Source organism: Dietzia natronolimnaea (assembly GCF_002289575.1).
Classification (GTDB): Bacteria; Actinomycetota; Actinomycetes; order Mycobacteriales; family Mycobacteriaceae; genus Dietzia; species Dietzia natronolimnaea_A.
Genome location: NZ_NTGA01000004.1, coordinates 1 through 23123, shown reverse-complemented (window position 1 = coordinate 23123; position 23123 = coordinate 1). Strand labels below are relative to the sequence as shown.

The 23123-nt window shown below is 70.8% G+C and carries 19 protein-coding genes, 1 pseudogene and 3 riboswitches; of the genes and pseudogenes, 16 read left to right on the top strand and 4 right to left on the bottom strand.

All coding sequences use genetic code 11. The annotated features are described in order from the left end of the window. Nucleotides 1-71: 71 nt before the first annotated feature. The 5 genes from CEY15_RS01700 to CEY15_RS18660 all read left to right on the top strand — a co-directional run bounded on the left by CEY15_RS01700 (nt 72) and on the right by CEY15_RS18660 (nt 5908). Nucleotides 72-659 carry a TetR/AcrR family transcriptional regulator gene (locus CEY15_RS01700; protein ID WP_095717016.1) on the top strand — a complete coding sequence of 196 codons (588 nt, stop codon included), beginning with the start codon at nt 72-74 and terminating at the stop codon, nt 657-659. Continuing rightward, on the top strand, nt 656-2446 hold the full coding sequence (locus CEY15_RS01695; RefSeq protein WP_095717015.1) for an NTP transferase domain-containing protein: 1791 nt from the start codon (nt 656-658) through the stop codon (nt 2444-2446). The genes CEY15_RS01700 and CEY15_RS01695 overlap by 4 nt, the downstream gene beginning before the upstream one ends. Nucleotides 2447-2603: 157 nt before the next feature. Then, nucleotides 2604-2784, top strand: a riboswitch (cobalamin riboswitch). A 55-nt stretch (nt 2785-2839) separates the two neighbouring features. After that, nucleotides 2840-3868 (top strand): ABC transporter substrate-binding protein, encoded by a 1029-nt coding sequence (locus tag CEY15_RS01690; protein ID WP_095717014.1) that lies wholly within the window; start codon nt 2840-2842, stop codon nt 3866-3868. Nucleotides 3869-3872: 4 nt separating this feature from the next. Further along, entirely contained in the window at nt 3873-4934 is a 1062-nt protein-coding gene (locus tag CEY15_RS01685) for a FecCD family ABC transporter permease (protein WP_095717013.1), read from the top strand. Continuing rightward, on the top strand, nt 4931-5908 hold the full coding sequence (locus tag CEY15_RS18660; RefSeq protein ID WP_245847098.1) for an ABC transporter ATP-binding protein: 978 nt from the start codon (nt 4931-4933) through the stop codon (nt 5906-5908). The genes CEY15_RS01685 and CEY15_RS18660 overlap by 4 nt, the downstream gene beginning before the upstream one ends. Nucleotides 5909-5942: 34 nt before the next feature. Here the strand turns inward: CEY15_RS18660 and cobF are convergent, their stop codons facing one another. Further along, complete coding sequence (gene cobF, locus CEY15_RS01675) at nt 5943-6779, bottom strand: precorrin-6A synthase (deacetylating) (RefSeq protein ID WP_095717012.1); 837 nt, start codon at nt 6777-6779, stop codon at nt 5943-5945. Continuing rightward, the gene (gene cobN, locus CEY15_RS01670) at nt 6769-10572 is read right to left on the bottom strand and encodes a cobaltochelatase subunit CobN (protein ID WP_217987068.1); all 3804 of its coding nucleotides are present in this window, start codon (nt 10570-10572) and stop codon (nt 6769-6771) included. Before cobN ends, cobF begins: the two co-directional genes overlap by 11 nt. Further along, nucleotides 10564-10755, bottom strand: a riboswitch (cobalamin riboswitch). (Overlaps the previous gene by 9 nt.) Nucleotides 10756-10836: 81 nt before the next feature. On the opposite strand from cobN, the gene CEY15_RS01665 reads away from it, so the two are divergent. The 4 genes from CEY15_RS01665 to bluB all read left to right on the top strand — a co-directional run bounded on the left by CEY15_RS01665 (nt 10837) and on the right by bluB (nt 14690). Next, entirely contained in the window at nt 10837-11718 is an 882-nt protein-coding gene (locus CEY15_RS01665) for a nitrite reductase (RefSeq protein ID WP_095717011.1), read from the top strand. 21 nt (nt 11719-11739) lie between these two features. Further along, a riboswitch (cobalamin riboswitch) is annotated at nt 11740-11811 on the top strand. Between the two features lie 76 nt (nt 11812-11887). Next, nucleotides 11888-12553, top strand: a complete 666-nt coding sequence (locus CEY15_RS01660) for a precorrin-8X methylmutase (RefSeq protein ID WP_095717010.1) — start codon at nt 11888-11890, stop codon at nt 12551-12553. 59 nt (nt 12554-12612) lie between these two features. Further along, the gene (locus CEY15_RS01655) at nt 12613-14079 is read left to right on the top strand and encodes a precorrin-2 C(20)-methyltransferase (protein WP_245847153.1); all 1467 of its coding nucleotides are present in this window, start codon (nt 12613-12615) and stop codon (nt 14077-14079) included. Beyond that, a complete protein-coding gene (gene bluB / locus CEY15_RS01650) occupies nt 14076-14690 on the top strand; it encodes a 5,6-dimethylbenzimidazole synthase (RefSeq protein ID WP_245847096.1) in 615 nt (204 codons plus the stop codon). The genes CEY15_RS01655 and bluB overlap by 4 nt, the downstream gene beginning before the upstream one ends. A gap of 22 nt (nt 14691-14712) precedes the next feature. Here the strand turns inward: bluB and CEY15_RS01645 are convergent, their stop codons facing one another. After that, nucleotides 14713-15408, bottom strand: a complete 696-nt coding sequence (locus CEY15_RS01645; protein ID WP_141244201.1) for a helix-turn-helix transcriptional regulator — start codon at nt 15406-15408, stop codon at nt 14713-14715. A gap of 292 nt (nt 15409-15700) precedes the next feature. Here CEY15_RS01645 and CEY15_RS01640 point away from each other — a divergent pair, with 292 nt between their 5' ends. From CEY15_RS01640 to CEY15_RS01615, 7 genes and pseudogenes are all read left to right on the top strand, one after another. After that, nucleotides 15701-16675, top strand: a complete 975-nt coding sequence (locus CEY15_RS01640; RefSeq protein ID WP_095717006.1) for a sugar ABC transporter substrate-binding protein — start codon at nt 15701-15703, stop codon at nt 16673-16675. Next, on the top strand, nt 16672-18291 hold the full coding sequence (locus CEY15_RS01635) for a sugar ABC transporter ATP-binding protein (RefSeq protein ID WP_095717005.1): 1620 nt from the start codon (nt 16672-16674) through the stop codon (nt 18289-18291). The genes CEY15_RS01640 and CEY15_RS01635 overlap by 4 nt, the downstream gene beginning before the upstream one ends. Then, on the top strand, nt 18291-19307 hold the full coding sequence (locus tag CEY15_RS01630; RefSeq protein WP_176474985.1) for an ABC transporter permease: 1017 nt from the start codon (nt 18291-18293) through the stop codon (nt 19305-19307). The genes CEY15_RS01635 and CEY15_RS01630 overlap by 1 nt, the downstream gene beginning before the upstream one ends. A 34-nt stretch (nt 19308-19341) precedes the next feature. Next, nucleotides 19342-20268: an aminoglycoside phosphotransferase family protein gene (locus CEY15_RS01625; RefSeq protein ID WP_095717003.1), complete on the top strand. Its 927-nt coding sequence runs from the start codon at nt 19342-19344 to the stop codon at nt 20266-20268. Further along, a complete protein-coding gene (locus CEY15_RS18365) occupies nt 20265-20453 on the top strand; it encodes a hypothetical protein (protein ID WP_176474984.1) in 189 nt (62 codons plus the stop codon). Before CEY15_RS01625 ends, CEY15_RS18365 begins: the two co-directional genes overlap by 4 nt. Then, the gene (locus tag CEY15_RS01620; protein WP_176474983.1) at nt 20450-21154 is read left to right on the top strand and encodes an HAD family hydrolase; all 705 of its coding nucleotides are present in this window, start codon (nt 20450-20452) and stop codon (nt 21152-21154) included. Before CEY15_RS18365 ends, CEY15_RS01620 begins: the two co-directional genes overlap by 4 nt. A gap of 53 nt (nt 21155-21207) precedes the next feature. Next, nucleotides 21208-22561, top strand: a pseudogene (locus tag CEY15_RS01615) (aspartate aminotransferase family protein). Nucleotides 22562-22611: 50 nt separating this feature from the next. Here CEY15_RS01615 and CEY15_RS01610 read toward each other — a convergent pair. Next, the coding region (locus CEY15_RS01610; protein ID WP_141244200.1) for an alpha/beta hydrolase fold domain-containing protein at nt 22612-23123 on the bottom strand (512 nt) is incomplete at its 5' end.

Below are 23123 nucleotides of genomic sequence, written 5' to 3'. Positions count from 1 at the left end.
CGAGAAACGATACCGCCAGTATCGGTTGGGTCCCCACACCGTATACCACCGGGGGCCGTCACAATGGACCCATGAAGTCTCCGACCGATCCGCGCCGGGCACGTTCGCGGGGCAAACTCCTGGACGCCGCGGTCGATCTACTCCTGGCGGGCGGCGCCGCGGCGGTGACGGTGGACGCGGTCACCCGGGTCTCCGGCGTCGCCCGGACCACGCTGTACCGCAACTTCCCCTCCACCGATTCCCTGATCGCGGAGGCGTTCCGACGTCTCCTGCCGACGCCGGAGGCACCACCGGGCGACGCCCCGATACGCGAGCAGATGATCCAGCTGGGCACCTCCATGGCGCGGATGATCCAGGACGCGCCCCTCCAGCAGTCGATGTGGGGATGGCTGGCGATGGGCCGGGGAGCCGGGAACGACGACGAGGTGGGCGAGCTGCGCCGCGGGGTGGTGGACTCCTACGCCGCACCTCTGCACACGATCTTGTCCGCCGCGGAGGCCGACGGCACCCTGATCCCCGGTGATCGCGACCTGGCGGTGGCCCAGATCGCCGGGCCGGTGGTCCTCGCGCGCATGATCGGACTGCGTCCGTTCACCGAGACGGACATCGAGATCCTCGTCGACGACTTCCTGCGCAGCCGCCTGGCGGCCGACTCGTGACCGATTCCGTCGGGGCGATCGTCCTGGCCGGTGGCCGCGGGAGCCGGCTCGGGGGCGCCGACAAGTCCGGCATCACGATCGCGGGCCGACCGATGCTCGAGACCGTGGTCGGTGCTGTCGCCGCTGTGGCGGGCCCCGTCGTCACTGTGGGACCCGGTGGCGACACCCGCGAGGAGCCCGCTTTCTCGGGTCCGGTGGCCGGGATCGCGGCGGGACTGGCGGCGCTTGCTGACCGGGTCGATCTCGTCGTCGTCGTGGCCTGCGACCTCCCCGACCTCGACGCCGAGACCCTCCGCCGACTCGTCGCCGCGCTGGGGCGGCCCCCCGCCGACTCCACCGGGCGAACCGCCACTGACTCCACCGGGCGGCCCGCCGCCGCCCTGGCCGTGGACACCGGCGGCCGCGACCAGTACCTGCTCGCCGCGTGGCACCGCCGCGCCCTCGCCGCGCGGCTGGAGGCCCTGGGGCGATCCGGAGGACTGGCCGGGCGACCGGTCCGGGCGCTGTACGACGACGAGGTGGTCACCCGCGTGACCGTGGGCGCTCCCGCGCGGGACGTCGACACCTGGGCCGAGGTGGCCGCCTCCGGGCCCATCGCGCTGGCACACGTGAGGGCCGTCCTGCGCGCGGGGCTCACACCACTGCCGACGACCGCGCGCCCTCCCCTCGAGGCTGCCGGGGCCGTGCTCGCCGCACCGCTGGTCGCAGCCGACCCCATGCCGCGGGAGCCCGTGTCGGCGATGGACGGGTACGCCCTGGCCTGCGAGGGACCGTGGCGGTTGACCGGCCGGGCTCGCCGGGCCGGGGACGACTCGCCCGCCGGACTGGTCGCCGGGACCGCCGCTCCCATCGCGACCGGCGCGCTCGTCCCGGCCGGGAGCGACAGGGTGCTGCGCCATGAGCTCGTCGAGGTGACGCGGGACGGTTCCGGGCCCGCCGTGGTGACGGCACTGCCCCGCGCCGCCGGACAGAACGATCTGAGACCTGCCGGCGAGGACTGGGCCGCCGGCCACGAGCTCGCCGACGCGGGGGCCACGCTGGACCCCGCGCTGACCTCCGCGGCCCTCTCAGCGGGCCTGACCTCGGTGACGGTCCGTGGTCCCGTCCGCGCGGTCGTGGTGACGACGGGTGACGAGATCCTGCCCGCCCACACCCCGTCGCCACTGCCACCGGGCCGGATCCGCGACACCGTGGGCCCGCTTCTCGTCGAGGTTCTCGGGCGGGCGGGGTTGGCCTGTTCCGGGCCACCCGGTCACTGCCCGGACACCGCCGAGGCCATGGACGCGGTGCTCACGGGCCGCGCCGGATCCGCGACGTCGGACGCGGACGTCGTCGTCCTGGTCGGGGCGACCGGCCGCGGGGTGGCCGACCACCTGCGCCCCGCCCTCGACCGGGCCGGCGCGACGATCGTGCTCGACGGGGTCCGGGTCCGGCCCGGGGGGTCGCAGCTCGTGGCGGCCCTGCCCGACGGCCGCGTCCTACTGGGCCTGCCCGGCAATCCCCTCGCGGCGGTGAGCGCCGCTGCGACGACGGGCCGCGCGCTCGTCGACGCACTCACCGGGAGGTCGCGCCCCGAGGTGCTGGTCCCGGTGCCCGGACTCGACCGGGCGGCCGCCCCGGGCCGGACGAGGATCCTCCCGGCCCGCCCCGACGGAGCCGGCGGATGGTCGCTGTCCGCCCGGGTCCGCACCGCCCACCTCGCCGACCTGGCAGGCGCTCCCGCGCTCGCCGTGGTCCCGGAGGGCGCAGCGTCGGGCGATCTCGTCGAGATCATCGACTGGATCTGAGGTGGGGTACACGATCATCGCCGTGGCGTTCGGTCTCGCCGTCACCGCCGTATACGCGCTGGCGGTGGGCGCGATCGCTCGATACCCCTTCGCCCGGATACAGCACCTGTAGGACGGGCGCAGCCGGACGCTCCAGGACGGGATGACGACCGGGTCGTGTTAACGTCAGTTCGCCAGCATGACCCTCAACGGGTCGCGGGAACCCGGTGCGACTCCGGGACTGACGCGCAGCGGTATGGGTGATGGCGGGGCACGATGCCACTGGATCGCAGGATCTGGGAAGGCGCCCCGTCCAGACGACCCCGAGTCCGAATACCGGCTGGCCCTCGCGGTCCCCACCGCCTGGTCATGATCGGGCTTCGCGTTCCAGGCCCGCGACCTCGGAGCACACCCATGCGTAAATCAGGCCTGCTCGCCCTCGCCGGCGCCGCCGCCCTCGTCCTCACCTCCTGCGCCACCGACGACCCGGACGCCACCGCCGGCCCCGCGGTCAGCCCGATCGAGAACTGCGGGCAGGAGGTGACCGTCGACTCGGTCCCGGAGCGGATCGTCTCGCTCAACCAGAGCTCGACTGAGATCCTGCTCGCCCTGGGCCTTGCCGACCGCATGGTGGGCACGGCCACCTGGACCGACCCCGTTCTGGGCGAGTTCGCCGACGCCAACGCCGGCATCCCGCGACTGGCCGACAACGCGCCGTCGATGGAGTCCGTCCTCGACGTGGAACCGGACTTCGTCACCGCCTCGTTCGGCAGCACGCTCGGCGAGGGCGGTGTCGCGACCCGCGAGCAGTTCCATGAGCTGGGCGTGGGCACCTACCTCTCCCCCGCCGACTGCGTCGGCAAGATCGCCGACTCCGGGGACGGAGTGCGCGAGCAGCCGTTCACCCCGGATCTGCTCTACCGGGAGATCACCGAGCTCGCGCAAATCTTCCAGGTCGAGGAGGCCGGCGAGGAACTGGTGGCGGACCTCCAGCTCCGGCTCGACACTGCGCAGGAGGGGGTGAACGCGACCGGCGTCTCGGCGATGTACTGGTTCGCCAACTCCGAGTCGCCGTACCTGGCCGGCTGTTGCGGGGCCCCGGGTCTCATCTCGAACACCCTCGGCCTGAGGAACGTCTTCGACGACACCACCCAGGAGTGGCCCCAGATCAACTGGGAGGTGGTGGCCGAGCGCGACCCCGACGTGATCGTCCTCGGCGACCTGACCCGCCGGAGCCAGACCGCCGAGACCGGGGCCGCCAAGATCGCCTATCTCGAGTCGAACCCGGTGACCCGGGAGATGTCGGCCGTCCGCGAGAGGAGGTTCATCGAACTCACCGGCGCCGAGATGAGCCCCTCGCTCCGCACGGTCTACGGGGTGGAGACCGTCGCCGCGGGCCTCGACGAGCTCGGGCTGGTCGGTGAGCAGGATCCTTCGAACTGAGCAGATGCCCAGCGCCCCTCCGGTTCGCGCCACCAGGCGGGCTCCTCTCCGGCACCCGGCCGCCCTGGCCTTCCTGTGGCTCGCCGGCGTGGCCGTCCTGCTGGTCTCCACGGCACTCGTCCTGACGATCGGCCCGTCGGGCCTGACGGCCGGCGACGTGATGCAGTCCGCCCTGGCGCGCCTCTCCGGAACGGAGTCGGGACTGACGCGCATCCAGGAGGGGATCATCTGGAACCTGCGGTTGCCCAGAACCCTGATGGCGGCACTGGCCGGCGCGGGGCTCGCCCTGTGCGGGGTGATCCTGCAGTCCCTGCTCCGCAACCCTCTGGCCGACCCGTACGTCCTCGGAATCTCCTCCGGCGCCTCGACGGGCGCGGTGCTCATCGTGGTGCTCGGTGTGGGCGCGGGGGCGGTCGGGCTCACGACGGGCGCGTTCGTCGGGGCGCTGGCCGCCTTCGGGTTCGTCCTGCTGTTGGCCTTCGCCTCCGGCGGGACGACCGACCGGGTGGTGCTCGCCGGGGTCGCCGCCACCCAGTTGTTCTCGGCCGTGACCTCGTTCGTCGTCTACACCGCGGCCGACGCCGAGCAGACCCGCGGCGTGCTGTTCTGGCTGCTCGGCTCGCTGTCCTCCGTCCGGTGGACGGACGTGGCCGTGTGCGGCGCCGTCGTGCTCGCCGGTCTGCTGGCGTGCCTGCTGCACACCTCGAGCCTCGACGCCTTCACCTTCGGCCAGGACGCGGCGGCCGCGCTCGGCGTGAACGTGGCCCGCACCCGGCTCGTCCTCATGGTGGTGACCGCCCTCATCACCGCGGTCATCGTCAGCACCTGTGGTGCGATCGGGTTCGTCGGCCTGGTGCTGCCGCACGCCGCGCGGGCCGTGGTCGGCATGCGGCACCGCGTCCTGGTGCCCACGGCGGCGTTGATGGGAGCGGTCTTCCTGGTCTGGATCGACGCCGGCGCCCGGACCGTCCTCGCGCCGCAGGACCTGCCGATCGGAGTGGCCACCGCTCTGATCGGCGTGCCGGCGTTCGTGGTGCTTTTGCTCCGCAAGGGCAGGGCCCGATGACGACCAGGCCCCCGGAGGGGCAGGGGGCGCCGACTCTCGAGGCCCGGGGCGTGTCGTGGTCCGTCCGCGGTCGACCCATCCTGAGGGATCTCTCCCTGGCACCGGAGCCCGGGACGATGGTGGGGGTCCTCGGCCCCAACGGCTCGGGCAAGTCCACTCTGCTACGCGTCATGACGGGCCTGCTGCGGCCCTCGACCGGTCGCGTCCTGTTCGACGGCACAGACATCCGGAAGCTGCCCCGCAGGCGAGTCGCCCGGCACGTGGCCTTTGTCGAGCAGGAGGTGGCCACCGACCAGAACCCGACGGTGCGGGACGTGATCGAGCTCGGTCGCATCCCGCACCGCGCCGCATGGTCGGGCCCCCGCACGCAGGACGAGGAGGCCGTACTCCGCGCCGCCGCCACCACCGCCCTCACCGAGCGTCTCGACCAGCGGTACGCCACCCTCTCGGGCGGCGAGCGGCAGCGGGTGCAGATCGCGCGGGCCCTGGCCCAGGAACCGGACGTGCTCGTGCTGGACGAGCCGACCAACCACCTCGACATCCGCCATCAACTAGACCTGCTGGCGCTGGTCAGGGGCACGGGGGCGACGGTGGTGGCGGCGCTGCACGACCTCAGTCTCGCGGCCAGCTTCTGCGACCGGCTCGAGGTCCTGTCCGGGGGGCGCCTCGTGACCGGGGGCCGCCCGTCCGAGGTGCTCACGCCGGCCCTGATACACCAGGTCTACGGAGTTCGGCGAGGTGGTGCACGACGGGCCGACGGTGCACGTCCGGTATCTCGCCCGCTGACCAACGCTCCCGGTGATCAGCGCTTGCGGTTGCGGAGTTTCTCCGCGAACTCGCGGGCCTTACGCTGGTTCTCCGGCTTGGACGCCTCACGCTTGACCACGTCAATGGCCTTGAGTGCGACTCCGGTCTTCAACGCGTTTCTCAGGAACGCCATCGGGCACCTCCATCATCGGGGAGCGCCAGTCTAGGCAGGGCACCGACCGTCCGCGACCGGCCGCCAGATCACCGCTGCCGGCGCAGCAGGTACACGTCCATCACCCAGCCGTGCTCCGCGCGCAACCGCTCGCGCGCGTGCCGGAGCTCGGCCAGGACCTCCCCGACACGCCCCGCCACCAGGCACTCACCCCGGTCGCCGAGGTTGCCGCCCCACCAGATGTGCCAGTCGGCCAGGTGATCCAGAGGCAGGTCCGCGTTGAGCATCACCACCACGTTGTCCGCACCGCCGGCGACCACCTCCGCCAGACGTCGACCGGTGGTCACGGTGACCGTCCCGCCGATCTCGTGCAGGACCAGCCGGTGGCGGGCGGCCAGGACCTGCAGCGCGGAGATACCGGGTATCACCTCAACGTCGAGGTCGAGCCGGCCACGGGCGAGGATCCGGTCGACGATCCGCAGCGTGGAATCGTAGAAGGCCGGATCACCCCACACCGGTACCGCCACGTCGCCGGGCCGGTCCGCCAACACCCGTTCCCAGGCCAGGGACCGGGCCTCATGCCAGTCCAGGACGACGCCGCGGTACCCCGCCTGGGAGGAGGTCGACGACGACGAGCGGTCCCGCTCCGGATCGGTGACGCCCACCAGCTCGAGTCCGGGCGCGTGCCGGGCGAGCAGTCGCCTGCGCAGGTCGACCAACGGATCGGCCGGACCCTTAACGGCAGCGAGCGCGTACCCGGACGCGCGCAGGGCGGCGACCCCCTCCACCGTGATCTGATCGAGGCCGCCCGATCCCATGCCGACGACCCGCAGCCGCCGCAGCCGATCCCGCGTCTCCCCGATCGGCGCCTCACTGATCGGCACATCTGGGCCGTTCGCGTCGCCGGAGGTGCCGTCAGTCGCCATGCGACTCCTCGAGGTCGCCCTCGACGTCCAGGTAGACCTGCCGCATCCGGTCCATGATGTCGGCGTCCGGCCGGGCCCACAGCCCGCGGTCCGCGGCCTCGGAGAGCCGCTCGATCATCCCGCGCAGCGCCCAGGGATTGGACTGGCGTAGGAACTCCTGGTTGGTCTGGTCCAGCACGTACTCCCGGGCCAGCGAGTCGTACATCCAGTCGTGCACGACCCCGGCGGTGGCGTCGAATCCGAAGAGGTAGTCGACCGTCGCCGCCAGCTCGAAGGCCCCCTTGTACCCGTGCCGCTGCATGGCCGCGATCCACCGGGGGTTGACCACGCGAGCGCGGAAGACCCGGACCGTCTCCTCCGCCAGCGACCGCGTCCGGATGGCGTCCGGGGTGGTGGAGTCCCCCACGTACGCGCGGGGTTCGGCGCCGGTGAGCGCGCGCACGGTCGCGATCATCCCCCCGTGGTACTGGAAGTAGTCGTCCGAGTCGGCGATGTCGTGCTCGCGGGTGTCGATGTTCTTCGCGGCCACCGCGATGCGCCGGTAGTTGGTGCGCATGTCGTCCGCGGCCGGCACGCCGTCCAGATCGCGGCCGTAGGCGAAGCCGCCCCAGCGGGTGTAGACCTCGGCCAGGTCGCGGTCGTCCCGCCAGTTCCCGGCCTCGATCGTCTGCAGGATCCCGGCGCCGTACGACCCCGGCGCGGAACCGAAGATGCGGGTGGTCGCGCGCCGGTGATCCGAGTGCTCGGCCAGGTCCGCACGTGTGTGGGCGGCGACGTAGTTCGACTCCGCGGGCTCGTCCAGGTCGGCGACCATCCGGACGGCGTCGTCGAGCATCGTGATGACGTGCGGGAACGCGTCCCGGAAGAAGCCCGAGATACGGACGGTCACGTCGATGCGCGGCCGTCCGAGCTCCGCGGCCGGGACCACCTCGAGACCGTTGACCCGGCGGGAGGCCTCGTCCCACTCAGGCCTCACCCCGAGCAGGGCCAGGACCTCGGCCACGTCGTCACCGGAGGTCCGCATGGCCGAGGTGCCCCAGATCGACAGCCCCACCGAGCCCGGGTACTCCCCGGTCTCCGCGAGATGGCGGTCCAGCAGCGAGTCCGCCATCGCCTGACCGGTCTCCCAGGCGAGCCGGGACGGGACGGCGCGGGGGTCGACCGTGTAGAAGTTTCGGCCCGTCGGCAGCACGTTGACCAGGCCCCGCAACGGCGACCCCGACGGGCCGGCGGGCACGAACCCGCCGCCGAGGGCGTGCATCACCGCGTCCAGCTCGTCCACCGTGGCGGCCAGTCGAGGCACCACCTCGCGGGCGGCGAACTCCAGGACGCGGCCGACCTCGTCGTCGTCGTCATTTCCCAGCCCCGCGGCGGCCAGCACCTCCGGCACCGCCGCGAGGTCCCAGCCCCGCGCGTCCATGGCCTCGACCAGCTCCCGGGCCCGGGCCTCCACGCGGTCGACCTCCTGGGTCGGGGCGTCCTCGGCCAGGCCGAGGGCGCGGCGCAGTCCGGGAACGGCGCCGAACTCGCCACCCCACACCTGCGAGGCCCGCAGGATGGCGAGCACCAGGTTCACCCGCGCCTCGCCGTCCGGCGCCTGACCAAGCACGTGCAGTCCGTCGCGGATCTGGACATCCTTGATCTCGCACAGCCACCCGTCGACGTGGAGCAGGAAGTCGTCGAACTCCTCGTCCCCGGGCTGCTGCTCCAGGCCCAGGTCCTCGTGCATGTGCGCGGACCGCATGAGGGTCCAGATCTGCGCGCGGATGGCCGGCAGCTTGGCCGGGTCCATGGACGCGATGTTGCCGTACTCGTCCAGCAGCTGCTCGAGGCGGGCGATGTCGCCGTAGGCCTCGGCGCGCGCCATCGGCGGCACCAGGTGGTCGACGATCGTGGCGTGGGCGCGGCGCTTGGCCTGCGCGCCCTCGCCGGGGTCGTTGACGAGGAACGGGTAGATCAGCGGCAGGTCCGCGATCGCCGCGTCGGTCGCGCACGCCGCCGACAGCGCGGCGTTCTTGCCCGGCAGCCACTCCAGCGAACCGTGCTTGCCGATGTGGACCAGCGCGTGGGCGCCGAACCCCTTGGCGAGCCACCGGTAGGCGGCCAGGTAGTGATGGGAGGGCGCGAGCTCGGGGTCGTGGTAGATCGCCACCGGGTTCTCGCCGAATCCGCGGGGCGGTTGGATCAACAGGACGACGTTGCCGGCCGCGATGGTGGCCAGGACGATCTCGCCGGCGTCGTTGACGAACAGCTGACCGGGTGCCTCACCCCACGCGTCGACCATCTCCGAGCGCAGCGACTCCGGGAGGTCGGCTGTCCACCGAAGGTAGTCGTCGGTGGAGATGCGGACATGACTGTCGGTGAGCTGCGCGTTGGTCAGCCACTCCTCGTCCTGGCCGCCCGCGGCGATCAGGGCGTGGATCAGGGCGTCGCCGGCGGCGGTGTCGTCGGCGTAGGTTCCGTCTGCGGCGGAGTCCGTGCCACCGTCTGCGATGTCGAGGAACCTCGCGACGGGCCCGTCCGCCGGACCCAGGTCGTAGCCCTCGTCGCGCATCCGACGCAGCAGCCGGATGGTCGAGACCGGGGTGTCCAGGCCGACCGCGTTGCCGATCCGGGAGTGCTTGGTCGGGTAGGCCGAGAGCACCAGCGCGATCCGACGGTCGGCCGCGGGCACGTGGCGCAGCCGCGCGTGCGAGACCGCGATCCCCGCGACACGGGCGCAGCGCTCGGGGTCGGCGACGTAGCGGGGCAACCCGTCGGCGTCGATCTCCTTGAACGAGAACGGCGCGGTGATGATGCGGCCGTCGAACTCGGGGATCGCGATCTGGTTGGCCGAGTCCAGCGGGTTGACGCCGTCGTCAGAGGCCTCCCAGTCCTCCCGACTCCACGTGAGGCACAGTCCCTGCAGCACGGGGATGTCGAGCACGGCGATCCGTTCGACGTCCCACGTCTCGTCCTCGCCGCCCGCGCTCACCGCGCCGGGCGTGGTCCCGCCGGCCGCCAGGACGGTGACGATCACCGCGTCGAGCGTCCCGAGCGCCTCGAACAACTCGTCGGGGGCCGAGCGCAGGGAACCGGCGAACACGGGCACGCCCACGGCCTGCCCGGTGGCGTCGATCGCGTCGGCGAGAGCGTGCGCGAATCCCGAGTTCCCGCTCACCTCGTGGGCGCGGTAGTAGAGCACTCCCACGCGGGGGATGCTCCGCGACTGGTCGGTTCCGCTCGCGGGGGCGGCGGGGCCCGGCCGCGGCGGCATCCCCCACACCGGGACGGTCTCCGGGGGTTCGAAGCCGGTGCCGGTGAGCAGCACGGTGTCCGAGAGGAAGGCGTGGAGCTGGGCGAGGTTCCGCTCACCCCCCTCGGCGAGGTAACGGTGCGCCTCGGCCGCGATGCCGATCGGGACAGTGGACAGCTCCATCAGGTCGGCGTCCGGGGCCTGCTCGCCGCCCAGGACGACGACGGGTCGGCCGCTGGCCATCACGGCGTCGAAACCGGGTTCCCACGATCGGCGCGACCCGAGGATCCGGACCACGATGAGGTCGGCGCCGGAGATCAGACCGGGCAGGTCCGTCTTCACGTCGATCCGGGACGGGTTGCCCAGCGTCCAGTCGGCCCGGGAGGCGCGAGCGGAGAGCAGGTCCGTGTCGGAGGTGGACAGCAGGGCGATGCGGGGTGCCTGTGGTGGTGCCGTGTCGTCGGATGGTGCCGTGTCGTCGGATGGTGCCGTGGCGTCCTCAGGGGACGCCGAACGCCGGTCTTGGCGCATGTTCTTCTCCAAACCCTCGTGGAACATGACGCCGTGGCCGGTCTCCTGGCTTTCGCATCGACGCCGTGCGACCGACCTTCCCGGGCCGTGGCCCAGTGGTCTCCGCCCCGAGTGGGACGGACGAGGGTCGCTCGACTCCGCGACTACAGTGGCGAGGGCCGCGCCGGCTTTTCCTCCGGCTTCCCGAGCACCACGGCACCGGCGAGCCTATCCGGCCCGATCCCCGTACGGGTGCCCGGCCGTCGGCTCCCCACTCCACGCGGCTGACCCCCGGGTGCCACACTGTGGCCCGTGAGCGATTCCGGACCGACCCGCCGCACCCGCACCCGCACCCGCACCGACATGTGCCCCGGCGTGCATCGCCCGTGGCCCGCCGAGGACGGGGCCCTGGTCCGGCTGCGCGTCCCGGGCGGCCGGGTGTCGCCGGGGTCCCTCGTCGCTCTGCACCGGGTCGCCGCCGGATACGGCGACGGCGAGGTCCACGTGACGACCCGCGCGAACCTGCAGCTGCGGGCCTTGCCGATGAATGAGGACGGCCACCTCGCCGACGAGGTCGTGGCGGCCATCGCCGCGACCGGCCTGCTGCCCGCACCGGCGCACGAGCTCGTCCGCAATGTGCTCGTCTCCCCGCTCACCGGCCTGGTCGGGGGCAGGGCCGATCTGCGCCCGGTGACCGACCGGCTCGACGCCGGTCTCCGGGCGGATCCCGGTCTGGCGGGGCTCTCGGGCCGGTTCCTCTTTGTCCTCGACGACGGCCGCGGCGACCTAGTGAACCGCTCCGCGGACCTGGGGTTGGCGGCCCTCGACGCCGCCACCGTGCAACTCCGGGCGGGCGAGGACTGGGCGGCGGTCGTGCCCGTCGAGGAGGCGGCCGACCGCCTGGTCGACCTCGCCCGCGACTTCGCCGCCGCCCGCGGAACCGGCCCCGACGCGCCGTGGCACGTGCGTGAGCTCCCGGAGCCGCTCGCCGCCGCCCGCCCGGGCGACGAGCGGCTTCCCGCCCCCGCCCCGGCGATGCCGTACGGCCCGGTCCCCGGCGCCCCGGGACGGATCGAGCACATCGGGGCCCCGGGGGGCGTCCTCACTCGCGCCCTGGTCGATCGCCTCACCGGCGAGGACGTCACCGAGCTCATCGTCACCCCGTGGCGCGGCGTCCTCACCGTGCGCACGTAGACTCGCCGCTGTCCCACGGCGAGGAACCCGGTGCGAGTCCGGGGCGGTTCCGCCACTGTGAGGCCCGGTCGCCGGGCCGCCAAGCCAGATACTGGCCGCGGGATCGACGCGCCCTCAAGGTGCGCCGCCTGAAGACTTCTGACCGGGGCGAGAACCCCGAGGAGGACCCATGCCTGCTGTCCCCAGGCCGCCACGCCGCTACGACTACGTCGACGACGGACCCGCGATCTACATCGACTCGTTCGCCACGATCCGTCGCGAGACCGACCTGTCGCGCGTGCCGCAGGATGCCGAGCGACTCGCCGTCCGGATGGTCCACGGGACCGGGCAGATTGACCTCGTCGACGACCTGCGGGTCCATCCGGGACTGGTGGGGGCCGCGCGATCGGCGCTCGAGGCCGGGGCGCCGATTCTCTGCGACGCCCACATGGTCGCCTCCGGGATCACCCGGGCACGGCTCCCCCGGAACAACGACGTGGTGTGCCTGCTGTCCGACCCCCGCGTGCCCGAGCTGGCCCGACAGATGGCTACCACCCGCTCCGCCGCCGCCCTCTCCCTGTGGGGCGAGCGGCTCGACGGCGCCGTGGTGGCGATCGGCAACGCCCCCACCGCCCTGTTCCATCTGCTGGAGCTGCTGCTGGACGGCGCGCCCCGGCCCGCGGCGATCATCGGGTGTCCGGTGGGGTTCATCGGCGCCGCGGAGTCCAAGGCCGCGCTCTCCGGCTTCGCGGACGACCACGGGATCGACATCCCGTTCGTCACCGTCCACGGTCGACGCGGCGGGTCCGCGATGACGGTCTCCGCGGTCAACGCCCTCGCCCAGGAGGCCGAGTGAGCGCCGGGCCGGCGGGGCGCCTGTATGGAATCGGCGTGGGCCCCGGCGACCCCGAGTTGATGACCCTCAAGGCCGCCCGGTTGATCGGCGCCGCAGACGTGGTGGCCTACCACGCCGGCCGCGGCAAGGACTCCAACGCACGGCGGATCGCCGCTGGACTGATCCCCGCCGGTGCGGTGGAGGAGGTGCTGGAATACCCGGTGACCACGGGTCTGACCGACCACCCCGGCGGGTACGCGGGGGCGATCGCGGACTTCTACGACCGGGCCGCGCACCGTCTGGCGGGGCACCTCGCGGCCGGACGGGACGTGGTCCTGCTCGCCGAGGGCGACCCGCTGTTCTACGGCTCGTTCATGTACATGCACGACAAGCTCGCGGGCCGGTTCGTCACCGAGATCGTGCCCGGTATCCCGGCGTTCGCCGCCGCGACCGCCGCCGCGGCCACCCCCCTCGTCCGGCAGACTGACGTGCTCACCGTCCTGCCCGGGACCCTCCCGGAGCCCGAGCTCGCCCGCCGCCTCGCAGACACCGACGGGGCGATCATCATGAAGCTCGGTCGGAACTTCCCGGCGGTGCGCCGGGCCCTGGAGGCCGCCGGGCGGCTCGAGGGCGCGGTGTACGTCGAACGCGCCTCGACGGACGCCGAGGTGCACCACCCCGTCCGCGACGTCGACCCGGAGAGCGTGCCGTATTTCTCGCTCATCGTGGTCCCGGGCGACTCCCAGCAGGTGGACCCGTTCGGGCGGCGCCCCTCGCCACTGGGTGAGAGTTCCGTGCGCGACCCCGCCCCGGAGGGCAAACTGCACGTGGTCGGACTGGGTCCGGGTCCGGACCAGTGGCTCACCGCCGAGGCCCAGCGGGTCCTGGCCGAGGTCGACCACGTGGTCGGGTACGCGCCCTATGTCGACCGTGTACCCCAGCGGGCCGGGCTCACCCGCCACTGCTCGGGCAACACCGTCGAGGTGGACCGGGCCAGGCTCGCGCTGGACCTCGCGCGCTCCGGCGAACGCGTGGCGGTGGTCTCCGGGGGCGACGCGGGCGTCTTCGGCATGGCGGCCGCGGTCTTCGAAGCCGCCGAGGACCCGCTGTACGCCCGGATCGACGTGCGGGTCGCGCCCGGGGTGTCCGCCGTCCAGGCGGTCGCCGCGCGGGCCGGGGCCCCCATCGGAGCCGACTTCGCGGTGATGAGCCTGTCCGACCGGCTCAAGCCCTGGGACGTCATCGCCCGACGCCTCGACGCGATCGCCGCCGCGGACCTGGTCCTGGCGGTCTACAACCCCGCCTCGCGCTCGCGCACCCGCCAGGTCGCCGACGCCCGCGACGTCCTGCTCCGGCATCGCGCCCCGGACACTCCGGTCGTGGTGGGCCGGGACGTGGGCCGGGACGAGGAATCGCTGACCGTCACCACTCTCGCCGAGCTCGACTGCGACGCGGTGGACATGAAGTGCCTTCTCATCGTGGGCGCGTCCGGGACCCGCGTCACCGAGTCGGGGCGGGTGTGGAGCCCGCGGTTCGTGCGGTCGTGAGCGCCGATCCCGTCCGCGATGCGCTGTGGCAGATCCTCGCCACCCGCCGCGACCACCGCCACTTCCATCCCACCCCGGTGCCGCGCGAGACCGTCGAGCGGCTCCTCGAGGTCTTCGCCGTGGCCCCGAGCGTCGGGCTGAGCCAACCCTGGCACGTGACCGTGATCGAGGACCGCGCCGTGCGCGAGGCCGTCCACGAGGGATTCCGCACCGTACGCCGCGCCGAGTCCGAGCGCTTCGACGGACGGCGACGGGAGCTCTACGACTCCCTGCGTCTCGAGGGCATCCTCCAGGCACCGGTTGGGCTGGTCGTCAGCCACCTGCCGCCCGCCGGGCCGGTCCTGGGCACCACGAGCGTCCCGGCGGCGACCGAGTACAGCGTGGTGGCCGCCATCACGCTGCTGTGGCTGGCCGTGACCGCCGAGGGCCTGGGCATGGGCTGGGTGAGCCTCGTCGACCCGGACCACCTCTCGGACAGCGTTCCGCTGCCCGATGGGGCCCGTCCCCTGGCATATCTCTGTCTGGGCCACCCCGCCCTCGAGCTGAACGAGCCGTTGTTGCAGACCGTGGGATGGGGACGCAGGTCACCGCTGGTGGTGGACTGGGTGTAGATCCCGGTGGCGATGGGGTTGCTCAGAATCCGTACCTGACCGCCCACGCGGCCGTGTGGGCCCGGCTCCTGGTGCCGGTCTTGCGCATCAGATGGTCGACGTGTGTGGCAACCGTCCGGCGGGAGATGTACAGACGCTCCGCGATCTCAGGATTACTCAGCCCGTCCCGGATCAGGGCGAGTATCTCGCGTTCCCGCTCGGTGAGTCCCGACGTCATCCGTACGTGGACCGCCCAGGCCGTGTGCGCCAACCGGTCCACGGTCTCCCGGAACATCTCCTGGGTACGACTATCGAAACTCGGTTTGGCGATATTGGTGTGAATAAATCCGAAAATCGATCCGTTTTTCGCGGTGAGCGGACGCGTTATGCCGTTTCTGTATCCGGCCGGCTTCAGTGTTTCATTGACATATTCCGTGTCGATGAATTCAGAGCGCTCCCAGGGATATATTCCGCTCGGATCACTCACGTGCCGAGATATTCTCCGCCGGGTCGCGCCGAACCATTCTTTCTCGTACACACCGACGACACCCGGTTCGTATCCGATATTCGACACCAGGTGCGGCCTGCCGTCCGAGGCCGGCAGGATCGTCAGCGCGATGGCGTCGACCTTGAGCACGTACTGAGACAGCTGCAGTGCCCCGTCCACTCGGCGCACGGGATGCTGGTCCGTGGCATCAGCGAAGGACTGCGCCATCGCCTCGATCGTCGTGTTCGTCATCCCCACCACCCTGCGTCCACCACACTCGTGTCGATCCGCTCCGCGCGGAGCGTCACCCACCGGTCCGCGCGTGCATATCCCCAATTATGGGCGCGCGTGTTTCGGCCTCGTAAACCGTGCGAGTGATCCACGTAAAGTCTCCATTTTTCGCCTCGTAAGATCCGTCAGCTGACGGATGGCTCGTCCGGGTTCCCGCTCAATATTCTGGTGAGGCGACTTCTACACGAGAAGGTCAAGACCGCACTCATCTATTCCGGGAGAATCAGTGTTCAGATCACGCGCACTCACACGAATGGCCCTCATCTCCACCGTGTCGATCGGGCTGTTGTCTCTCACTGCATGCGGGGGGAACAGCGGAAGCGGAACAGCGGTCTCGGAGGACTGCGAGGAGGTCCGGACGATCGGGTTCAGCCACCCGATCGGTGAGGTCGACTTCGTCAACACCCTGAAGAACTACGCCGCTGAGTACGGCGCCACCTCCGAGTGCGTCGAGGTCCTCCTCGACAGCACTATCGAGTCCAACCTCGAGTCCCAACGGGAGACGGTGGAGAGCTGGGTCAACCAGCAGATCGACGCGATCGTCATCTGGCCGACCGACCCCGGAGCCTTCGCCGGGCTCCAACAGCAGGCCCAGGCCAACGGAACGGCATGGCTCACCTACTCGTCGCACATGGACGGCCAGGACGGCAGCGTCGGCTTCGACAACGAGTACTCCGGGAACATGGTCGCCGAGCACTTGGACGGCTGGCTGGACGAGAACTATCCGGACGGCACCGACGGCATCACCGCGGCGATCACTGAGATCCCGTCGCTTCCTCCTCTCGCCGGCCGGTGGCAGCCGGTGGCGGCGATGCTGGAACGACGTGGCATCGAGATCGTCTCCCTCCAGGACTGCGGGGACACCACCTGCGGTCGTCAGGTCGCGGACGACGCGATCGCGGAGAACGACGACCTGAGGATCTTCATCGGGACCAACGACGACGCCGCGATCGGCGCTCTCGGGGCCTTCCTCGCCTCGGACATTCCTCCGGAGGAGACCTACATCGTCGGGAACGACGGTCTCCCGGAGGCCTTCGAAGCGATCGAGAACGGCACCCACTACAAGGCCAGCGCCGCCATCGACATCCGGCATCTCGCCCGGTCGATCGTCGACAACTCGCTCGCGGCGATCACCGGAGAGGGCGACCCGAACAACGAGTCGCCCTACCTCATGGTCACGCTCGAGGACCCCGAGGTCCTCGCCGAGATGAAGGCGCAGTTCCAGTGAGCGGCCCCTCCCGAACCACCGCACGGCCCCCGGGTGCTGATCTCGGGGCGCGGGGTGACGACGAGCTCAGCGGCCCCGGACCGGCGGCCACCCCGGAGCCCGGGACGGGAGGCGGACTCGCCGTCCGGAACCTCACCAAGCGTTTCGGATCGACCACCGTCCTCAGGGGTGTCGACCTGGAATTCCGCACCGGAGAGGTCCACGCGTTCCTGGGCGCGAACGGCGCCGGGAAGTCGACGCTGCTGAGCTGCCTGAGCGGGGCGCACCGTCCGAGCAGCGGCGAGATCGTGGTCGATGGGACGTCCTACGACGGCTTCACCCCCACGTCCGCCTTCGACGCCGGCATCGCGGTGCTCTACCAGCACTTCCAGCTGGCCGGGTCACTCACCGTCGCGGACAACGTCTTCTTGGGCGACGAGCTCACGACGAGCGGTGTCCTCAGCCGTCAGAAGCAGGAGCAGATCACCCGAGAACTACTCGACGATCTGGGCGTGGACATCGACCCGCGGACCCCGGTGGAGAAACTCTCGATCGGGCAACAGCAGATCGTGGAGATCACCCGCGCTCTGCGACGCGACCCCTCGGTTCTCATCCTGGACGAACCGACGGCGGCGCTCGGCCGTACCGAGGCCGCGGGGCTGTTGACGACCATCCGCCGACTCGCCTACGAGCGACGTATCGCCGTCGTGTTTGTGACCCACCTGCTGGGTGAGGTCATGACTGTCGCCGACCGGGTCTCGGTCCTTCGGGACGGCAGAGTGCTGTGGACCCGGGACCGCGGGGAGGTGACCATGGACGCTCTGGTCAGCGGCATCTCCCCCTCCGTCACCGGGGCGGACGAGCGTGCCGAGCGCGCCACCGGACCGACATTCGTCGAGTTCTCGGGGTTCCGGACCTCGTACTGCGGTCCGCTGGACCTCGAGATCGGCGAAGGGGAAATCGTCGGCCTGTACGCGATGATGGGGGGAGGCCGGACCAATCTCCTCGAGACCATCGCGGGCGCCCGGCGCGTACGCGGTGGGACGCTCACCGTCGGTGGCGCCGACGCCACCGCCGCTTCTCCCCGACAGGCGGCCGGCAAGGGCATCGCCCTGGTGGCATCCGACCGACCGGCCCAGTCCCTGTTCGGTGACCTTTCGGGACTGGACAACCTGTTGATGCCCCACTTCCGCCGTTCTCGGTTCGGGATCCGATTTCCCCACCGTGAGAAGCCGGTCTTCGATCGGGTCGCGGAAAGGGTCCAGCTGATGCCTCCGGACTCGGAGGCGACCGGCGGCTCGTTCTCCGGAGGGAACGCGCAGAAGATCATGGTCGGCCGCTGGCTCAGCGGCCTCGGCGACTGTCGCTTCCTGCTCCTCGACGAACCGACACAGGGCGTCGACATCGGGTCCCGCGAGCAGATCTATCGACTGATCCGCGAGTTCGCGTCCCGGCCCGGCCGATCGGTGATGTTCACGACGTCCGATCCCGAGGAGGCCGTGGCGCTCGCCGATCGGATCGTGGTGCTCCACGAGGGACGGATCAGTCAGGTGTTCGGCCCCGACGTCGGTGAGGACACTCTGCTGTCCCACGCACAATCCGCGGCCGTCGAGTCATACGAAGGAGTCACAGCATGATGAGCGTCGCCACACTGCCGGCCCCGTCCCGCGGGGGCCCCGGGAACAGCCGCCCGGACCCGAGCCCCACCGTCACCCGCGACGTCCTCCTCAAGGCGATCGGCGCGGTGATGCCGGTGGCCGTGGTCCTGTTGATGGTCTACTTCGCCGTCAACACGTCCGCGTTCCTCACGGTCAACAACCTGCTCACCGTCATCACCCAGAACGCGCCGCTGATCATCATCAGCATGGCCTTCGCGATGCTGCTCATGTCCGGGTACGTCGATCTCTCCGTCGGCTCGACCATGGCGGTTTCCGGAGTGGCGGGCGCCCTGGCGTTCGGGCCGCTCGGGTTCCTCGGCGGTGCCGCCGTGGCGATCGGTGTCGGCGCGCTGGTCGGGGCGGTCAACGGCGGACTCGTCGGATACCTGGCGATCTCACCGATCGTCGTGACCCTGGGAATGCTGGCCGTGGGCCGCGGTGCCGCCATGACCCTGTCGCCCGACCCCCTCTACGGGTTCAACGACACGGTCCGCGCCTTCGGCACCGGCAGCGCCCTGGGGATCTCCTACATCGCGTGGGTCGCCATCGCGGTGGCGGTGATCTGCATCCTCGTCATGAGCTTCACCGCCCTGGGCAAGCACATCATGGCGATCGGGGTGAACACCCGCGCCGCGTACCTCTCCGGGATCAAGGTGAGGACAACGATCTTCTCGCTCTACGTCGCCGTCGGAGCAGCAGCGGGTGTCGCGGGCCTCGTCCTGGTCTCCCGTCTGGACTCTGCGCCTGCAGGAACGCTGGGGGCCGGCTTCGAGGTAACCGTCCTGTCCGCGGTGCTCCTCGGCGGAATCCCCTTCACCGGTGGCCGCGGGAGCCTGTGGCGGGTGCTGTTGGGCGTCTGGTTCATCTCCGTACTGCGCAATGGCCTCACGCTGATGAACGTCGGCTCGGAGATGGTCAACATCGTGTCCGGGATCGTGCTGATCATCGCCGCTGGCCTCGAAGCGCTCCGCATGTACCTGCGCCGCAAGCTCTGAACCCACCCATCCCTACCCAGGAAGGAATCCGGTCATGGCCACACTTCAGACCGCACCTCCGGGACCACTCCAGTCCGACCCGACGCTCGCCGATCCCCCGCCCACCATGGCCAGTCCAAATTGGTGGGGAGCGGACTCGATCCGCTTCCGGGCGACCGATGCCTCGGGCCGGTCAGTGTTCGTCAAGACCCACACGACTCCCGCCCGGAGCTACATCGACATCCCGTCGGCGATCCGGGCAACCCGGGCCGCGGGCGAGGCCGGGCTGGGCCCGGTCCTCTTCGGTGTCGACCGGGACAGCGGGCAACTGGCACTGGAGGATCTCACCGACTCACACAAGACCGCCACGCTCGCCGATTTCCGGGACCCGGGGAGTCGCGCCGACTTCTTCAGGACGCGCAGTCTCTTCCGGGCTGTCGATGACCCCGGGCTCCGTCAGGCCACGGTCTTCGACGACGTCCGGGCTCTCCACGACCGGATCGCATCCCTGGATACCGTGCTCCCGGGCGACATCGGGTGGATGCACGAGCGGATCGTCGAGATCGGCGATCGCGTCTCGGCGCTCGGGTTCGACGCCGTCCCCGTCCACGGCGACGCCAACTGTTCGAACGTCGCTCTCGGGTCGGGCGGTCAGCCCACGCTGCTCCTGGACTTCGACTGGGCTGCGCTCGCCGATCCGCTGCAGGACGTCGGCTCGGTCCTCCTCGAGTTCTCGTACTCCGAGTACGACGGCCGGGAGCTCTTCGAGGAGGCATGGGGAGCGTTCGACAACGGTCTCTACGCCCGGGCCCGTCTCTACAGCGTGGCCGAGGCCTACCGTTCGGCCCTCGTCGGCGTCCTGGCCGACAGTCTCGACCCCGGCACCCAGGAGTACTCGAAGTTCTCGGACTGGATGTTCCTGCGCGCCCGAGCCGCTCTGACCGCACGCACGACCGACGACCACATGAGGATGGCGCGATGACCACGACGACCCTCGGTGCCGCCAGCACACTGGCGCAGTGGCTCGAACTCCGTCGCCCCGCGGAGATCGCCTGGCCGGACTTCCCGTTCCCCGACAGACCACTCGACACCGGGTACTACCGGGGAACCCGATCGCCCGAGTCCCCCGGTCCGACCACCGCCAGGGCCGACGGGATCACCTCGTGAGCGCCGGTACGGGCATCCGTGCCGTCGTCTTTGACCTCGACGGGACACTGATCGATTCCGAGCCCTACTACCACGATGCCTGCCGGGCCATCGCCAGGGAGGCCGGTGTGAGTTGGACCGATGCCGAGGACGTCGCGTCGGTCGGGATGTCGCTCGCCGATCAGGCCTCACTGCTGCGCCATCTCGGTATCGGGGTGCCGGCGCACACGCTCACCGCCCGGATCGCAGCAGAGGTGACCGCACGACTCGGATCCGATGTGCCATGGCTCCCGGGGGCGCTGGAGTTCATCTCATCATTGCGGGCTGCGGACTACCGCGTCGGACTCGCCACGATGGCCTTCCGCGAGTCCGTGGAGCAGCTCCGGGGGGCACCCGACGCGCCGGTCTTCGACGCCACCGTCTGTGGCGACGAGGTGGACAACGGCAAGCCGGCGCCCGACGTCTACCTGGAGGCCTGCCGACTGCTGGACGTCGATCCCTCCGACGCCGTGGGCGTCGAGGACTCACGGCGTGGCCTGACGGCCGCGCGGGCCGCGGGACTCCGGACCATCGGGGTCCGCTGCCAGGAGGAGATCGCTCCGAACCTTGCGGACGAGAGATGGAGTTCCCTCGTCGGCAGGACGGCCGACGACGTCGGTCCACCGCGCAGTCCAGGCCCTCCACCAGCGAGAATCCGTCAGTTGGCGGATAGAGATCGCTGAGCGACCCTGCAACCATCACACACGACATCCCCACTCGAGATGAGGCACCTGCAATGGCAGCACGGTCGACGATCATGGACGCCAACTCGTTCCGTTCGGAACACGCCGATCGGCTCGATATGGCCACCCGCAAGCTGACGGATCGACGCGACGAGCTACTGGGGGGGGTCCTATCGACTCTTCTACCGCACCCCGGTGCACCTGGTCCGGGGTGAAGGCCAGTACCTCTGGGATGCGACCGGCACCAAGTATCTGGACATGTACAACAACGTGGCCAGTATCGGACACGCCCACCCCGCGGTGGTGGAGGCCGTCCACACCCAGATGTCGCAACTCAACACGCACACCCGGTACATCCACGAGCGGATCCTCGACTACACCGACAACTTCCGGAACACTCTCCCGGACTACATGGATCCGATGGTGTACAAGGCGATGTACGTGTGCACGGGGTCCGAGGCCAACGACCTCGCCCTGAGGGTCGCCAAGTCGTTCTCCGGCGGCACCGGGTTGATCGCCACCACCGAGGCCTACCACGGCAATTCCGAGCTCTCCTCCGGCGTGTCCCCCGCCCTCGGGGCGGGCCAGCCGGTGGGCAGCGACGTGTGGCTGATCGAGGCCCCGGACTCCTACCGCACGGGAGAGGCCGATATCGGGTCGTGGTTCGCACGTCGTGTCCGCGAGACCATCGCCGACATGGCGGAGGCCGGGGTGACGTTCGCCGGGTTCATCGCGGACTCCATCTTCTCCTCCGACGGGGTCCTGCCGGGCGACTATCTGGCGGAGGCGATCGACGTGGTCCACGATGCCGGCGGGATCTTCATCGCCGACGAGGTCCAACCGGGGTTCGCGCGGACCGGGGACCACTTCTGGGGCTTCGCCAATCACGGGGTCACACCGGACATCATCACCACGGGCAAGCCGATGGGCAACGGGATCCCGGTCGCGGGGGTCCTCGGCAGGTCCGACGTGCTCGAGGCGTTCAGCGGGTCGCTGCCGTACTTCAATACGTTCGGTGGGAACCCGGTCTCGATGGCCGCGGCGCAGGCGGTCCTCGACGTCATCGAGAAGGAGGGGCTCCAGGAGCACGCCAGGATAGTCGGCGCCGAGGCTCTCGCCGCCTTCCAGCAGGTCGGGGCGAACCATCACCAGGTCGGCGACGTCCGAGGGGCCGGTCTGTTCATCGGTTTCGAACTGGTGACGGACCCCGCCACACGGGAACCGGACCACGCACTGGCGCTCGACATGCTCGAGGAGCTCAAGTTCCGCGGGGTACTGACCTCGGTCGCGGGCCCCTTCGGCAACGTGCTCAAGCTGCGGCCTCCGTTGCCTTTCACCAGGTCGGACATCCCGTGGGCCGCGGACGCGCTCGACGAGTCGCTCCGTGTCCTCACGGCGACGAGGTGAACCCCTGAACCTCAACCGGTGTCGTCCTGGTGGACTGAGTCACGACCCCGTCACCCGTCGAAGGCCTCTCGTAGCGCATCGCACTGCGCCCGGAGAAAATCCTTGCTGACCCCGGCGCGGGTGACGACCAGGTCGAAACCGTGGAACGCGCCCGGAACGGGGACGAATTCGCAGTTCACCCCGGCACGCTCGAGTCGATCTGCGTAGGCCTTGTCCTCGTCGAAGAACAGATCCACCGTACCGACGCCGATCCACGCCGGCGCGACACCGGTCAGATCAGGGTGGCGGGCCGGGCTGGCCGTGGACGGGTCGACCCCGCCCAGATAGCTCGCCCAACCGAACCGATTGGATCGTGCGTCCCATAGTCGGTGTCGCGGGTCGCGGGTGTCGGTCCGGTCGTCCAACATCGGGTACGCGAGCAGTTGCAGTACCGGGTCGACGGGGCCGTCATCCCGCGCCCGGATCGCCAACGCAGCCGCCAGTCCGCCACCGGCGCTCGCGCCGCCTACGGCGATCCGGCGGGTGTCGATGTGGAGTGTTCCCGCTAAAGTGGCCACTGCAA